At 38.1% G+C, this 15,111-nt stretch carries 14 protein-coding genes; all 14 read right to left on the minus strand.

Annotation, left to right across the window (positions count from 1 at the left end; genetic code table 11):
• Positions 1–46: 46 nt before the first annotated feature.
• Entirely contained in the window at positions 47–1,051 is a 1,005-nt protein-coding gene (locus D5S11_RS15875) for a sensor histidine kinase (protein ID WP_032868346.1), read from the minus strand.
• Positions 1,044–1,739, minus strand: a complete 696-nt coding sequence (locus D5S11_RS15880; RefSeq protein ID WP_014305616.1) for a response regulator transcription factor — start codon at positions 1,737–1,739, stop codon at positions 1,044–1,046. The genes D5S11_RS15875 and D5S11_RS15880 overlap by 8 nt, the downstream gene beginning before the upstream one ends.
• A gap of 63 nt (positions 1,740–1,802) precedes the next feature.
• The gene (locus tag D5S11_RS15885) at positions 1,803–3,113 is read right to left on the minus strand and encodes an ABC transporter permease (RefSeq protein ID WP_020956235.1); all 1,311 of its coding nucleotides are present in this window, start codon (positions 3,111–3,113) and stop codon (positions 1,803–1,805) included.
• Positions 3,103–3,798 (minus strand): ABC transporter ATP-binding protein, encoded by a 696-nt coding sequence (locus tag D5S11_RS15890; RefSeq protein WP_007408816.1) that lies wholly within the window; start codon positions 3,796–3,798, stop codon positions 3,103–3,105. The genes D5S11_RS15885 and D5S11_RS15890 overlap by 11 nt, the downstream gene beginning before the upstream one ends.
• 15 nt (positions 3,799–3,813) lie before the next feature.
• Positions 3,814–4,794, minus strand: a complete 981-nt coding sequence (locus tag D5S11_RS15895; RefSeq protein WP_108724768.1) for an ABC transporter permease — start codon at positions 4,792–4,794, stop codon at positions 3,814–3,816.
• 36 nt (positions 4,795–4,830) lie between these two features.
• The gene (locus D5S11_RS15900; protein ID WP_108724767.1) at positions 4,831–5,817 is read right to left on the minus strand and encodes an ABC transporter permease; all 987 of its coding nucleotides are present in this window, start codon (positions 5,815–5,817) and stop codon (positions 4,831–4,833) included.
• Between the two features lie 15 nt (positions 5,818–5,832).
• A complete protein-coding gene (locus D5S11_RS15905; protein WP_108724766.1) occupies positions 5,833–6,819 on the minus strand; it encodes an ABC transporter permease subunit in 987 nt (328 codons plus the stop codon).
• The gene (locus D5S11_RS15910; protein ID WP_020956239.1) at positions 6,813–7,691 is read right to left on the minus strand and encodes an ABC transporter ATP-binding protein; all 879 of its coding nucleotides are present in this window, start codon (positions 7,689–7,691) and stop codon (positions 6,813–6,815) included. Before D5S11_RS15910 ends, D5S11_RS15905 begins: the two co-directional genes overlap by 7 nt.
• Positions 7,684–8,076, minus strand: coding sequence for a GntR family transcriptional regulator YtrA (gene ytrA / locus D5S11_RS15915; protein ID WP_003152275.1), 393 nt, complete (start codon positions 8,074–8,076; stop codon positions 7,684–7,686). The genes D5S11_RS15910 and ytrA overlap by 8 nt, the downstream gene beginning before the upstream one ends.
• Before the next feature lie 347 nt (positions 8,077–8,423).
• Positions 8,424–8,696: a YtzC family protein gene (locus D5S11_RS15920; protein ID WP_003152272.1), complete on the minus strand. Its 273-nt coding sequence runs from the start codon at positions 8,694–8,696 to the stop codon at positions 8,424–8,426.
• Between the two features lie 130 nt (positions 8,697–8,826).
• Positions 8,827–10,476, minus strand: a complete 1,650-nt coding sequence (locus D5S11_RS15925; RefSeq protein WP_032868352.1) for an AMP-binding protein — start codon at positions 10,474–10,476, stop codon at positions 8,827–8,829.
• Between the two features lie 6 nt (positions 10,477–10,482).
• Entirely contained in the window at positions 10,483–11,595 is a 1,113-nt protein-coding gene (locus D5S11_RS15930; protein ID WP_050594987.1) for an ArsR/SmtB family transcription factor, read from the minus strand.
• Positions 11,596–11,604: 9 nt separating this feature from the next.
• A complete protein-coding gene (locus D5S11_RS15935) occupies positions 11,605–14,364 on the minus strand; it encodes a beta-ketoacyl synthase N-terminal-like domain-containing protein (protein WP_080686324.1) in 2,760 nt (919 codons plus the stop codon).
• Positions 14,365–14,401: 37 nt separating this feature from the next.
• A partial coding sequence (locus tag D5S11_RS15940) for an acyl carrier protein (RefSeq protein WP_164833849.1) occupies positions 14,402–15,111 on the minus strand: 710 nt, incomplete at its 5' end.

Raw genomic sequence — 15,111 nt, forward strand, 5'->3', positions numbered from 1 at the left:
TTCGTTTGATTAAGCGAACAAAAGAGAAAAGCATGTGACACTTTTGTCACACGCTGAACATGCTGACGGCATCGTTCTGTTTCGGAAACACCAAGGTAAAAACCGTGCCGCTTTCCGGCTCAGAGCGCACGCTGATCTGGATAAGAAGCGGAGCCGCGGCTTTTCGAGCCAAATACAGGCCCATCCCCGTTGACGCGTGATCACGCCTCATTCGCGTCGAGGTAAATCCCTTTTCAAAAATGCGCGGAAGATCTTTGGGCTCGATGCCGATGCCGCGGTCTTCGATATCCACATGCACCCGGCCGTTTTGTTCATAGCTTTTTACGGTAATGTCATCCGCCTCACTGTATTTGACGGCATTGCTTAACAGCTGCCTGATGATGAAGGAAAGCCATTTTCCGTCACTGTGAACGTCTGGTGAATCAAGCTGAATGTCAAACCCGATCCCTTTTTGTATACACCATGATTGCAGATTTTTAATTTCTTTGAAAACGAGCGGTCTGAGCTGAATTCGCTGGAATGATAAATCATTTTCAATAAAGGACAATCGTTTCTGATGAAGCTGCTGGTCCAGGAGATGGTGAATCCGCAGCCATTCATACAGCAAAGGGGCTTTCAGCGGCTGTTCATCAAGGCGCTCGATCATGAGATGCATCGCTGTCAGCGGTGTTTTGACCTCGTGAATCCATGACATCAGATCGTCCTTTTCATGCTCTGACGCCGCCTGAAGGTGAAGTGAGCTTTTTCTTAACTGCTCTGTCTGCCCTTCAATGCTTTCTTCAACGATAGACTCAAACGGACTGTCAGGCGCTTTAAGATAAGACATGTCTAAATTGGCGTCCCACTCTCTTAAGCTTTTATAATAGGCGGTCTCTTTACGATAGCGGAACAAGAGAAATACAAGAAACACAAGAAGAGACAGGTAAACGAAATACAGCACCGAAAAAAACGGAATAGACGGATCAATATATGCCGCAAAAAGAAGCACAGCCTGCTGCAAAAGAAACATCGCGATCCAGCTCTTTCTTTCGAGCAGAAATGATTTAATCATAAAGACCGTCTTCTTCCTTTGCGATGTATCCCTGCCCCACCTTGGTTTCAATCATTTTCCCGATGCCTAATTGATCGAGTTTTTTCCGCAGCCGGTTGACATTCACCGTCAGCGTATTATCACTGACGAAACGCTCATCATTCCATAGGCTTCTGATGAGTTCTTCCCGGCTGACGATTTTATTTTTCTGCTCAGCCAGCAGTTTTAAGATCAGCATTTCGTTTTTGGTCAGCTCGACCGAACCGTTTTTACGGCTGACCGTGTTGGTTTCTGTGTCAATGACCGCCCCGCACCATCTTTTCATCAGCGCCGGTTCTGTGCCGTATTGATGCACACGGCGGAACACCGCCTGTATTTTCGCGATTAACACATCAAAGTGAAAAGGCTTCTGAATAAAATCATCTGCCCCGAGCTGCATCGACATGACCATATCCGCGGGATGATCGCGCGAGGACAAAAAGAGTATCGGCACGTTTGATTGGGAACGTATCATTCTGCACCAATGAAAGCCGTCAAATTTCGGCAGCTGTACATCAATGATCACCAAATCAGGCTTGATTTCGGTAAACTCCCGGATGACCCGGCTGAAATCTTTTATTCCGTGCACCGCAAATGACCAGCCCGTTAATCTCTCTTTCATCTCATGAAACAAAGTGTTATCATCTTCTATTAACAAAATGTGAAACATGGTATCCGCCCTTTTCTGATAGATAGAGGAAAAACCGGCTGATGTCCAGCCGGCTTTTTTCCTTTACAGTTCTCTTCTTAATGCAGTCAGAACGTTGGTTTTTGTCGCTTTGCGGGCCGGATTCATACCGGAAATCACCGCGACCCCCGCACAAATGACAACTGCGATCACAACGAGGCTGAGCGGGATATAGGAGAAGGTATAATGAAGATCTTCGGCTCCGGTGTTTCCCCCTACCGCTTTCAAAATAACCGGCACAGCCAGATTGACGGCAAAACTCACTCCGTAAGAAATGATAATCCCGATGACAGAACCTAATATCCCGATATAGGCGCTTTCCATCAGGAACATTCTGCGGATGATGGACGGGCTTGCGCCAATTGCTTTCATAATCCCGATTTCCTGCGTTCGTTCCGTCACCGCCATCGTCATCGTATTGAAAATACCGATGGCAGAAATCACGACGGCGATAAAGCCGACAAAGATCAGGCCGATTTTAAAGACAAGGAAAAAGGTGTTGACGCCCTTCAGCTCGGTAGTGACAGATCTGACATAAAAGCCGTCATTCGTGAGGTCATGGGTAAGCTGATCGACATGATCGAATTTGTCCGCATACACATTGATGCTTTTTTCCGCATTTCCATTCTTCAGATCCAAGAATGTTGAGAAGTCTTTCTTGAATTGATCACTCACAAAAATATTTGTATCCTCCATCCAATCTTGGGACGGTTTTTTTGTAATTCCGACTACTTTAAAGTCGTACGTTTTCGTTTTCTCAACGTCTCCGTCTTTGTTTGTTTTGGAGATGCTCAGCTGTATCGTTTTATTAAGCAGGTCTTTCGTATAGCCTTTTGGTTTTTTCACCTCCGACATGTCGCCTTGGTGATCATTTAACTCTTTGTCGTAAGCGTCAGCCTCTTTTTTCGTCAATAGGTTCTTCGCAAAATCATAGCCGACCACGATTTCATTCTCTGTACGGGCGACTCTTCCCTGATCAAGCTCCATATTGGCTTTGACTTCATCGTTCATGTTTGTCAGCACAATGGCTGAATCTTCATTTGTTCGGTTTCCCAATGACGCTTTGTTCGGTTCATACACTTGTGTTCTTTCAACGACAGACTTGACATTTTTATACTTTTCCAAGTCTGATTTCTTCACGGCTTTTCCGTTCTCTTGGCCGAGCACATTGATTTCCGTAACAATCTGCTGGCTCATCGTAATGTCTGTAATCGTTTTTTGGATGCCGAATCCGACGGAAGCCAGCACCACTAAAAACGCGCACGCCATTGTCGTCGCCAGCACCGTCATGAAAACACGCAGCCGGTTTTTCTTCATATTTCTTCTGATAAAGTGAATCTGATCCTTAAATCTCAACAGTAACGCCCCCTTTTAATACACCGTCATGCAGCTGGAATTTTGAATGCGCGATCGAAGCGACTTCATCGTCATGCGTAATGATGACAAATGTAATCCCGCGCTCCCGGTTCAGCTGCTGAATTAATGCAAGCACCTCAAGTTCCGTTTCTGAATCAAGGCTTCCCGTCGGCTCATCAGCTAAAATAATTGACGGATTTAAAATCAGGGCTCTTGCGATACTGACACGCTGCTGCTGGCCGCCTGACAGCTCATTCGGATAATGATTCGCATGATTCTCAAGTCCGACCCGTTTCAGCATGTCCGCGACTTTCTGCTTGCGTTCAGACGGTTTGACGCCTTTTAAGGCAAGCGGCATTTCAACATTTTCATAGGTTGTCAGACTCGGAATGAGCTGAAAACTTTGAAAAATAAAGCCGAAATGCCCGAGGCGGAACTGCGCCCACTCTTTTTCACTGAAGCCCGTCACATCAGTGCCGTTAATGACGATACGGCCCTTCGTCGGCGCTATGTATCCGGATATTAAATTCAGAAGCGTTGATTTTCCGGAACCGCTCCGACCGACGATACAGGCAATTTCCCCTTTTTCAACGGTCAAAGAGACATCCTTCAATACCGGAACCTCACTCTCTCTGCCTTTCCTGCCGATTTTAAATGAATGATCAATATGCTGTACTTCTATCACGTACACCACTCCCCCTTATATCTGTTTCGTTTTTTTATAGATGAAGTAATAACTGATGAAAAACCCGATAACCGCGCCGATAAGCATGCCGAATATGTAACCGGTATACGAACCGTTATAAGCATATCCGCATACCCCCGCACTTCCCAGCATACTGAGCACCATGACGAGCACTTGAATGGTGCGTTCAATGTGTTTGCTTAGGATAAAATGTCCGCTTCGTTCACTCGGCATTTTCAGGAAATTCACATAGCCGAATAGATAGAAACAAAATCCCATTAATGCGGAGATTAACAATGCGTGTTTCATGTAATACATCCATGATGTATGGAAGTAAGCGGCAGGCATGAAATAGATCAGAAATCCGCTCCAAGGGAAATCAATATCCGGCACAGCCTGCCTGCCAAAAAGGAACTCAGCGTTTAACAGGTAAATCGTCATAACCACGATCGGAAAGACGGAAACCGTGAACGCTGTGATCAGCTGCGCCGCTAAATTGCCCGTTATCGTGCCGGCAGCTGTCACTAATGCATAAATCATCAAGCTGATGACCAGCATCCCTGCGCTGAATGATTGAAAATGATGGACAGCGTCAGGTTTAAGCGCTAGAAACAATATGTCAGATACTCCGTAAGAAACAAACTGCGAGCCGGCTAACACGGCTGCTCCCAAGAAAAACTTCGTATGAAATATCCGGCTTCTCGAATACGGAAGACTCAGTGTAAACATCCTTTCAGCCCTGCCTCCTCTTATCAAAAAAAGCCCTATCATAACCGGAGGAATGAAATGCAGCCCAATCAAATTCCGATTGCTGTAATCAATGCTGAACGTACAAACTGAACCTGAATATTGATGAAACGCACTCAAACAATCCTTATAGTGAAAATACTCATTTATAATTGCCAAAGGGCCTAAGATAGATAAGAACCCCGCTGTAAGCAGCAGCAGCGTCTGCCGCTGCTTCCATTCTTTATAAAGCAAACCGCTAATCGGCACCTTGCCTTCCTCCAAACTGCTCATTTTCAAACAGATCTACATATGCTTTGACTTTCTGTAAACCGTAAAATAACTGATGAAAAACCCGATAACCGCACCGAAGATAATGCCGGCTAAATAGCCGAACATCGTGTCTGTGACCCCATATCCGAAAACGCCGAAACCCATAACGGCAAAGGCAATCACCAAGATCTGCGCCGGCCGGTCCAATTTACTCCAAAGAAAGAATCTGCCGTTCCGTTCATTCGGATGTTTCAGAAAGCTGACGTAACCGATCAGATAAAAGACAAGGCTCATCACAATCGGAATGATTAAAACCAAATCCCTTTCTCTGATCCAGTCGTTAAACACATATCCAATAGGGGTTACAAATATAAAAAGACGGGATTCGATATAACTGCTGATAAAAGAAAATTGATCTCCGACACTAAAATCGAAAACAACCTCTAAATTCGCGGCCGGCAGACCGATGAGTAAAAAGGGCAGAACCGTGACGGTAAACGCCGTTAACAGCTGGGCGAATATCTGTCCCGTTAATGCGCCGGATGCCATTAACAAGGCGTAAGCCATAAAACTGATGACAATCATTCCGATTGAAAAATGATCAAAATCGTACGTATGGCTCGGTTTCAGCAAAGATATCAGCAATGACGCCGCTCCATAGCCTATCGCCTGAGGAACAACAATAACTGCCCCGCCGAGCCAGAATTTAGTCTGAAAGATTTGGCCTCTGCTGTATGGCATGCTTAACAAAGCATCCATCGTTCCCTTTGTCCGTTCCAAGCCTAATAAGAAGACGGCAATGATGACACTCACAATCCAACTGAAGGAAAGAGGCGACCCATTCGTATAATTGACAACGAATTCACAATCTTGAAGAGCTTGGTTATTCAAACATTCTTGATATGTTGAGTAGTTGTTATAAACCAAAAAAGGGTTTGCCGCCATTAAAAGAATGCCGCTGCATAAAAACAACCACTGATTTTTCTTCCATTCTGTGTACAACAATCCCCGCGGTATCATTCCGGTCCTCCTTTCTTACACATGCTTCGTTTTTTTATATATGGCAAAATAACTGACCAAAAATCCGACCGCTCCTCCAACCAGCATCCCGGCCACATACCCTGTCATCGTCTGTCCCGTCGAGTACCCCGCCAAGCCAAAACCGAGAACGGCGATGATGATCACCACAATCTGAATGGGCCGGTCAAGCTGTCTCCAGAGAAAAAAACGGCCGTTCCGTTCCACCGGCTGTCTGACATAGCAAAAGTACCCGATGGCATAAAATACAATGCTCATCACTGCCGGGATGATTAATATATACTTGCTGGCAGATACCCAATCTGTATCTATGTACATGATCGGAATCAAGTATTGAAAAAGATTGTTTACTTTGAGATAAGCCTCGACTGACGGCATCAGCTCATACATGCTGACTCCGAAGATGACTTCTACATTGGACAGCGGCAGCGTAATAATCAGGTAAGGCGCTATCGACACAGTAAACGCCGTTAACAGCTGGGCGAACGTATTGCCCGTTAAGCAGCCTGCACTCGCGACCAATGCAAAAGCCAAAATACTCACAATAATCTCTCCGACGCTGTAATGGTGGAAGAAATATACGCGCTCAGGCTTTAACAGAAGAATGAGCAGCTCAGCCAGCCCGTAGCCGATCACCTGAGCGCCGGTAATGACCGCCGCCCCGAGCCAAAATTTAGTGTGAAACACCTGAGCGCGGGAATAAGGCAGACTGAAAAGCGCATCAATCGTTCCTTTCGTACGTTCCAGTCCGAATAAGCAAACCGCTAAGATGACAGCGGGCGCCCAGTTCAAGTTCAGCATTCCGCTATCCAAAGAATTCACATAAAACTTACAATATGCTCCGTGGGTGTCCAGACAGCCTTGATAAACCAGATAGGTATTTAACACTTCAAATGGATTGACCGCCGCTAAAAAAATGCCGACCATCACAAGAACAGTTCGATTCTGCACCCATTCCCTGTACAGCAATCCCCTGTCTACCATCTCCGGTTCCCTCCAAACTTCGCGATGAAGACCTCTTCTAAGTTCACAGGAAGTTCATTCCATACTTTCGGCCGCAGCTCTTGCAGAAAGTTCTTTTTCTTCTCATCGTTCTTTTGAATCAGCACCGTATAAAACACACCGGCATGGTCGAGAATCGGTATGTTTTGTTCTCTGATCTTCAAGGCGACGTCCTCTTCAAATGCCATTTGGATTTTCATGTACTCTTCCTTCATATCATCCAAGTCCATCACATTCGTCAGCTGATTTCCTTCCAAAAACCCGATCCGGTTGCACATTCGCTCAATATCTTCTAAACGGTGTGAGGTAATCAGAATGCTCGTTTCCCGTTCAGCCACTTCATCCACCATAAGCTGCAGCACGTCATGACGCGTTACGGCGTCAATTCCGTCCGTCGGTTCATCCAAAAGGATAAGAGCCGGGCGTGAAGCAAAGGCAAGGACGAGCGCAAGCTGTTTTTTCAGGCCTGTCGATAATTCACGGTATTTCTTCGTTTCCGGAATGCCGTACCTGTTCATCAGCTCATTGGCGTAAGTCACATCAAAATTCGGATAGATTCTGCTTACAATTGCAACAAGCTGTTTATATGTATACTTGTCATAAAAAGGATTTTCAACAGGCATATAAATGATGTTCTGTTTTACTTTCGGATGCCGCTTTATTTCCACCTGATTAAATAAAACCGTCCCTTGATCCGGCAGCAGAATCTGCTGAATGAGCCGGAGCAGTGTTGTTTTCCCTGATCCGTTTCGCCCGAGCAGCCCGAAAATTTCCCCTTTTCCGATGGTGAGCGAAATATCCTTGAGCACTTCTTTACCGTCTATCGTTTTTGAGAGATTCCGCAATTCAATCATGATCCTTGCCTCCTTTCACATCAGCGCTGATTTCCTTTATCCATTCCTGCAGCTTCTCCAGCTCAACTCCCGCGTAATGGGCATCGATGATGAGCTGTTTCAATTGCTCTTTTATCATCGTCATCTTCCCTTCAACCAATGTCGTTTTTGCATTCTCCGATATATACGTTCCTCTTCCCCTCAGCGTTTCAATGACACCATCGCGTTCGAGCTCCTTGTACGCTTTGCTGACTGTGTTCGGATTGGCGATAATGATCGTTGCCAATTCCCTGACAGAAGGAAGTTTATCCCCCGGCTTCATGATCCCTTTTAAACAAAGCTCTTTCAGTTGCTGTATAATCTGCTCATAAATCGGAGTTGAGCTTCTCGGATCGATTTGAATCATTTACTTCCCTTCTTTCTTTTACGAGCTGCTCTCTTTCTTTAAATGTTCTGCCATTGAAAACCGATGATGACAAGAACGACAAACAGACTGCTTGCCAAAACCGAGGCGGCGATAATAAGAGGCACATCTTGTTTTACGGATCTTTTGTTTTTCATGAAAGTTCCCCTTCCCTATGCTTAACATTTATATGTCGATTTCATTTTTTGAGTGTTTTATGTGTATTACATCAAGTAGTACACGTAATACAATAAACACACTCCGCCCTATTGTCAATTCTTTTTTTAAAAAAATACAAAAAAACCCGCCGGGATTCCGGCAGGTTTGCTGAACCATTTGAAACGGCGCGGTCAGTAATCAAAATTACGCTGCAAAATCATATTGTTTTGCAAGGTCTGCAGCTGCAATCTCATTCGATAAAGCTGCTCTCTTTGCTGATCATTCGCAGATAATGACAGCTTGTTTAATTCATTCACCGCGTTTTCAAGCATCATTTGCGCTTCACTGTACTCATTATCATTATAATGCTCTTGTTTTGAAGCGGTCATAAATTGCTCATTCGCAAATTCATACGCCTGTTCGCTTCTTTGGAGATGTTCATCTACTGATTGTCTTGTTGCCATTAAACAGTCCTCCTATTGATAATGTCATATCAATAGTATTTCTTATTCCAAATAAATTCTCACAAGAAATATCAGGTAATTCATACACAAGACAGAGATGGTATAAAATACGATTAAATGTAAAACTTAATCAAGACAGAATTAACTCTTTATAAAAATCCTTCATTTTAGAACGTTGCACTTTACCGCTTGTAGTTTTGAAAATTTTCCTAACAGGTATAACTTGATGTACATTCAAACCCAATTGTTTTGTTAATTCTCTTTTCAATTCCTTCTCTGCTGTTGTAATATCGTAACTTTGCTTACATTTTACAAATATCACAAGATCTTCTTCCGCCTTTGTTTCATTCGGGACCCCGCATGCCACAACATTACCTAATTCAATATCCTTTACATTCTCTGCTACTCTCTCTATATCATGTGAATAATAATTTTGGCCATTCTTTATAATGATATCCTTTGTTCTTCCGGTAATAACCAAACTATTATTATGTATAAACCCAAGGTCTCCTGTATTTAACCATCCATCTGCAGTTATAGCGTCTTTGGTAGCAGATTCATTATTGTAATACCCAGACGTTACGTTTTCCCCCTTTATTTGCACATGACCTATAAAATCATCATCCAGAACGTAATTATTAGAATCACATATACGGAAAGAACAATGACGTACAGCCGGGCCAACTTCAACAAAAGTTAATCCCTTTTTTTCTTCAACAGTTTTTTGAATTTTTTGACCTACTTCTAAAGCTTCCCTATTAAGGGTTACAGGAACAAAAGGGTTTCCTAATTTTGGGACACTAACAGCAACTGTAGCCTCAGCTAAACCATATACAGTATTTAAGGTTTCATATTTTAATCCGAATTGTTTCATTTCTTCTAAAAATCTCTGGCACAAAGAAGTAGAAATTGGTTCTGCTCCATTAGCTAATAATCTAACACAAGTTAAATCCCAGTTATAGATTTGATTTTTTTTATAGTTATCCAACAAAAACTTATATCCAAAGTTAGGGGAGTATAATTGTGTAACACGGTGTTGATGTGTTTTCAATAACCACAAAGTCGGTCTTCGGATAAAAACGGAGGTTGGAATTATATATTGTTGAATTTTTTTATACGTTGATGCTAAGTGAATAGCAATGAGGCCCATATCATGAGTTAAAGGCATCCAGCTTAGTGAGGAATCGGATTTCGATGTCTCCCAAGCCTCATTTAATGCTGATATATTGGTAATAAGATTTTTATGTGTTAATATTACACCTTTAGGATCTCCAGTTGTACCAGAAGAGAATTGAATAAAAGCAATTTCTTCTGGTTTAGGGGAAATTAATTCACCCACTTCATTAGAATTCTTAATTTCATCTAAATAAATTGATTGTTTTACAATTGATGAATAAGTTTCTGCATCCGCAACTTTCTCAAGTGAATGTAATGTTCTTTGATCAGAAATACAATAAGGATTATTAAGAATACTCCATATACGAAGTATTTTTTGTTTATGCTCTTCATTATACCCCACACTTAAAGGAATAGGTATGATTCCACCTAATATGCACGCCCAAAAAACTTTAATAAATTGTTCATTATCCTCAATTTGTATAATTAGTTCATCTTTCTTTCTTAAACCCTTTTTTTGTAAAACACCTAATACTTTTCTGGATTTTTCAAATAATTGAGCATAAGAAATATATACTTCATTATCGGATCCATTTATAAATGTAATTCCTTTATCATCTCGATTTTCAGCATCAACTATAAAATCATAAACTGTTTTATACACTTAATTTTACTCCTCTTTCTCTAAAATTAAAGCAGACTTAAATTTCCCTAATAATCCATTTAGAAGAGAATGAAATTTAGAAGAATTAAGATAATAGTATGTTTTATTTTGATTTCTCGCACTCTCAACTAAACCTTGCAATGTCAAAATTCTCATATGGTGTGAAATCGTTGCGTTGGTTAAATTTAGCTGTTCAGCAATCTCATTAGCATACATTTTTTTATGACTAAGTAAGATTAATATCTTGAACTTACTTTTATCCGATAAAAGCTTCAAAAAATCAATGATGTGATTAATCTCTGCTTTCTCCAATGTATTTTCAAAAATTTCATCAACTTTATACCCCAGTCCAACATAAATGTTATCTTCACTTTTCGTAATAGTTGCAGTGTAAGGTAAAAGTGTTGGATATATATTAATATAATTACAAGATAAGTATTCCTTACCTTTTAACGTACTGATTATCTTTTTTGGAAAATCCATATTTATGTTTTTTAATTGATTCATCCACTCATCTCTAAATTTAATTAAATTATAAATCGCCTCGTTAAGATAACCATTCACCAACATTAATTTATTGCAAAATTGATCTACATAAGTTTTAGGAGATTTCATTACCTTAAATATGATCCACTTGTATTCGGGCTTGATATTTAGATTATTAAGTAGCTCAAATAAACTTTCCCTATCATTTAAATACTGTTGGGTAGATGTTTCAGTTTTAAGATCTCCTTGTAAATAAATTAGAGACTCTAAAATATTTTTTCTTATCTCTTCTTCTGTAACTGCAGACAAATAATCAATAATTTCAAAAAAATCTTTCGTATAAATTTGTGGTATTTTAAAAAAGGTTGTGGCTAAACAAAAAATATTTGCATTCCTAACATCTTTGTAGTCGCAAAAGCTGCCAAAATAAAAATTTAAAAACTCACTATCTAACTCTTTTATTCTTTTAAGATCATCTAGTAATACAAAATATTCATTATCTAATTTTATACCCATTTTAATGCTATAATCTTTGAAGAATCCTTCGTGTTTTAAGAAAAGCAGAGAAGAAATCTTATCAAAAAAATCCGAAACACTGTCACTAATCACCAACTTCACATCTAAACACCTCATAAAATAAAATCAAAAATCATAAATTCTTTTTTTCACAAATGAAATTGTTGTAATATCTTCATGACCAGGGCATATTATAGTATTATCTTCAGTATTATTAATTAAATAAGAAATGGATTTCTTTAAATAATCTTCATTTCCTGTTTTTTTATCGGGTTTTGCTTTTTTATCTTTAAAAATAGTATCACCTGTAAATAAAAAATTGTCATAAAGCACGCATACGCTACCTGTTGTATGACCCGGACTGAGAATTATCTTGAGGCTAATATCTCCAATGTTTAAAACTGTATATTTATCTTTAATTAGGATATCATCGCTTTCAAACGTAAAACTTTTCCCAAGAAGGGCAAGTCCATTATTTATGATATCTCTCGCAAAATTTATTTCTCTTTCATGAATTATGAAATTACAATTGAATTTTTCTTTTATTTCATTTGCAGAATAAGTATGATCAAAGTGAGCATGTGTAAGAACAATATAATCTATTCGATTCAATTTCAATCTTTCACAGAACTCTGTTAAATATTCTAAACTAACTCCAGAATCAATAAGGATACTCTTATGACGATTACAAATTAAATACGTGTTTGAATTATTTATTCCATTCGAGAATTTATAAACTTTACAATTATTCTTTTCAAAAATTAATTCATCTGTTTCATTATTTTTTTGTGATGCTTCATTAACGTAATCTAGAATTTCATTTAATGTTTCTTTTTCTATAAACACTTCTAATGAAATATTGGGTATTTTCGACTCTATTTCATGATACATACTTACCAAGCTCAAGGAATCTCCACCTACTTGGTAAATATCTTGAGAAAAGTCTATTTTATTTAGGCCAAATAGTTTTGCCCATGTTTCAACTACAATTTTTTCTTTTTCATTTAAAATAACATCGTCATTTAAGACAAAGTCTATTTTTTCTTCACTATACCAGCACCGAGTTTTCTTAAAGGTGAAAACAGGCAAAGAAACAACTTGATTATATTCTTTATAATACATGTCCCAACTTATTTCACCGCCCATAATATACCTTCTGCAAATTTGCCTTAAATCGTCTTGAGACTCATCTCCTAAAGACAATTCTTTTACATTAGAGGTTATATCATTAACGTTAAAATAAATTTCACTATCTTTAATAATTTTATTTCCTTGTTGAATCTTATTTAATGCTTCTTTTAATTTTTCTAATAAATCTTCCTTACATGATGCTATTATAGCCACTCTATTTGCTAAATGATCTCTTCTGCAATTCAATGTATATCCAATATCACTTAGTAGCATCAGATTCTCTTCAAGAAGAAAATTATATAAATCACTTAATAGAAAAGTTAAAGTATCCAAATCGTTTGCAGAAAATGTGAATATTTGAGGCTCTAAACAATCCTCATTTGGAATAGTTCTTTTTTTGTCGTAATTAGAAATAATCATATGGCAATTAGTTCCGCTCATACCAAAAGAACTTATACATCCTAACAGCAATTCTTTTTTATGTAACTCTACTTTCTCAGTATTAATAAACACAGGTGAGTTACTAAAATCTATATTTTTATTAGGAGTATTATAATTTATCGTTGGGGGAAACATTTGATTTTTTAATGCAAGCACGCTTTTTAATAATCCAGCAGCTCCGGATGCACTTAATAAATGACCTATATTATTTTTTACAGACCCCATAGGCAAATAATTTTTTTTGTTAATTTCGGAGAAAGCACGATTGATTGCTTCTATCTCTATTACATCTCCAATTGCAGTTCCTGTTCCATGCCCTTCTATAAACGAAATGTCATTGATATCTATATTGGACTTGCTAATATTTTCCGAAATAAGGTTTTCCTGTCCTTCAATGCTTGGAGTAGCAACCCCAAAAGAAAACCCTTGATTACTTACACTACTTCCTTCTATCACAGAATAAATGTTATCATTATCTCTTAAAGCACTGAATAAAGGTTTTAAAATAAATGTAATAATACCTTCTCCAAATCCTGTTCCATCTGAGTCATTGTCATAAGCCCTCGTTCTAAAAGTACTCGATTCAATGCCGAGCCTTACTTCATGCTGAAGAGGAATAAGATTTAAGTTACATCCCCCTGCAATAGCCATCTCACATTCATTATGAATTATAGCTTTACATGCTTCGTGAACTGCTACAAGAGAGGAGGAACAAGAAGTATCTAGAGTCATACTAGGTCCTTTTAAATCTAAATAATAAGAAACCCGACTAGCAATCATTGAAGGAAGATTATTAACAATACTTACAGGATTTCGAATAGATGAATCATATATAACCTTATCATAATTATATATTGAATCACTATTACTGCTACCAACGTATACACCAATATTACTTCCGTTAACTTTTTTTTCTGGGTATCCTGCATCCAATAATGCATGAATACTTGACTCTAAAAATAATCTTTGACGAGGGTCCATCAAAGATGCTTCTTGATAAGGAATATTAAAATATTTGTAATCAAATTTATCCACATCGTTTACAAAAGCCATTTGCTGATAGTTTATTTTTTTCGTATCTATACCTTTATTCTCAAAAAAATAATCGCAATCCTTTTTTCTCTGGCTATCTATTTCTCCAATACAATCAACTCCATTAACCAAATTACCCCAAAAATCTCTAAAGTTATTTGATTTAGGTAATCTCGAGCTTATTCCAATTATAGCGACTTTGGTTTCTATTTCTTTTTTAGTGAACTTAATTTCGTTTTTATCTAGTTGTTCAAAAACATTAAACATAAAAACATCACTCACCTTTTTAGAGCACCTGAAAAAGGTGCTCTTTCTACTTTTATATTAAATCAGAAATAATATTTATATAAGTATTAAAAAACTTTTCTACTGAGATTTCCCGCAACTTATTATTTTTAAATATTAATTCGAGATTTATATTGTTATCATTAACTAAATAACTAAATATAAATTCATAAGATTCGCTAATATTATTTTCGACTTTTTGTTTATCTATTATTAAAACATTAATATGAGCATTATCTCTCTCTAAACCCAGGTTGCTACGCAAATTTATTTTGGATACTGTCTTTCTTTTTATCTTATTTTCCTCTATGTTTTTTATAAACTCGGTTAAATCACTATACTCTTCTATATTTATTTTTTCCAAATCTATATAGCTTGATTTTAAAAGGGATACATAATATTCATCGTTTTCTATAAAGTTGCTAAATAAATATAAAAATGTATTTATTACTTTATTACTTACTTCTAAGTTATTAAACTTAATTTTTAACTGTTTTTCTAAAATTATTGTCTTTTCATTTTTATTATCTTTTCTATTAGCAAGAATTTTTGGAGGCAATTTTACTGATTTTAATTTTAAATTCTTATTCTCCTCTTTCATAACACTAATAAAATGTGATAATTCACTAATTTTTTGATACTTGAATAAATCAACTATATTCAAATCTGAATATTTTTTTTCTATTTTAGTGTATATATTTGAAAGTGAAATTGAATTACCGCCTAATTCAAAAAAGTTGTCAT

It is taken from the genome of Bacillus sp. L75 (assembly GCF_003676355.1).
GTDB classification, from domain to species: domain Bacteria; phylum Bacillota; class Bacilli; order Bacillales; family Bacillaceae; genus Bacillus; species Bacillus velezensis.

Excerpts from the sequence above, each read along its gene's own strand:
- D5S11_RS15910 (WP_020956239.1), bottom strand. The coding sequence starts at position 7,691 with ATGATTGAATTGCGGAATCTCTCAAAAACGATAGACGGTAAAGAAGTG.
- D5S11_RS15880 (WP_014305616.1), bottom strand. The coding sequence starts at position 1,739 with ATGTTTCACATTTTGTTAATAGAAGATGATAACACTTTGTTTCATGAG.
- D5S11_RS15900 (WP_108724767.1), bottom strand. The coding sequence starts at position 5,817 with ATGATACCGCGGGGATTGTTGTACACAGAATGGAAGAAAAATCAGTGG.
- ytrA (WP_003152275.1), bottom strand. The coding sequence starts at position 8,076 with ATGATTCAAATCGATCCGAGAAGCTCAACTCCGATTTATGAGCAGATT.
- D5S11_RS15920 (WP_003152272.1), bottom strand. The coding sequence starts at position 8,696 with ATGGCAACAAGACAATCAGTAGATGAACATCTCCAAAGAAGCGAACAG.
- D5S11_RS15930 (WP_050594987.1), bottom strand. The coding sequence starts at position 11,595 with ATGAGGTGTTTAGATGTGAAGTTGGTGATTAGTGACAGTGTTTCGGAT.
- D5S11_RS15875 (WP_032868346.1), bottom strand. The coding sequence starts at position 1,051 with ATGATTAAATCATTTCTGCTCGAAAGAAAGAGCTGGATCGCGATGTTT.
- D5S11_RS15905 (WP_108724766.1), bottom strand. The coding sequence starts at position 6,819 with ATGGTAGACAGGGGATTGCTGTACAGGGAATGGGTGCAGAATCGAACT.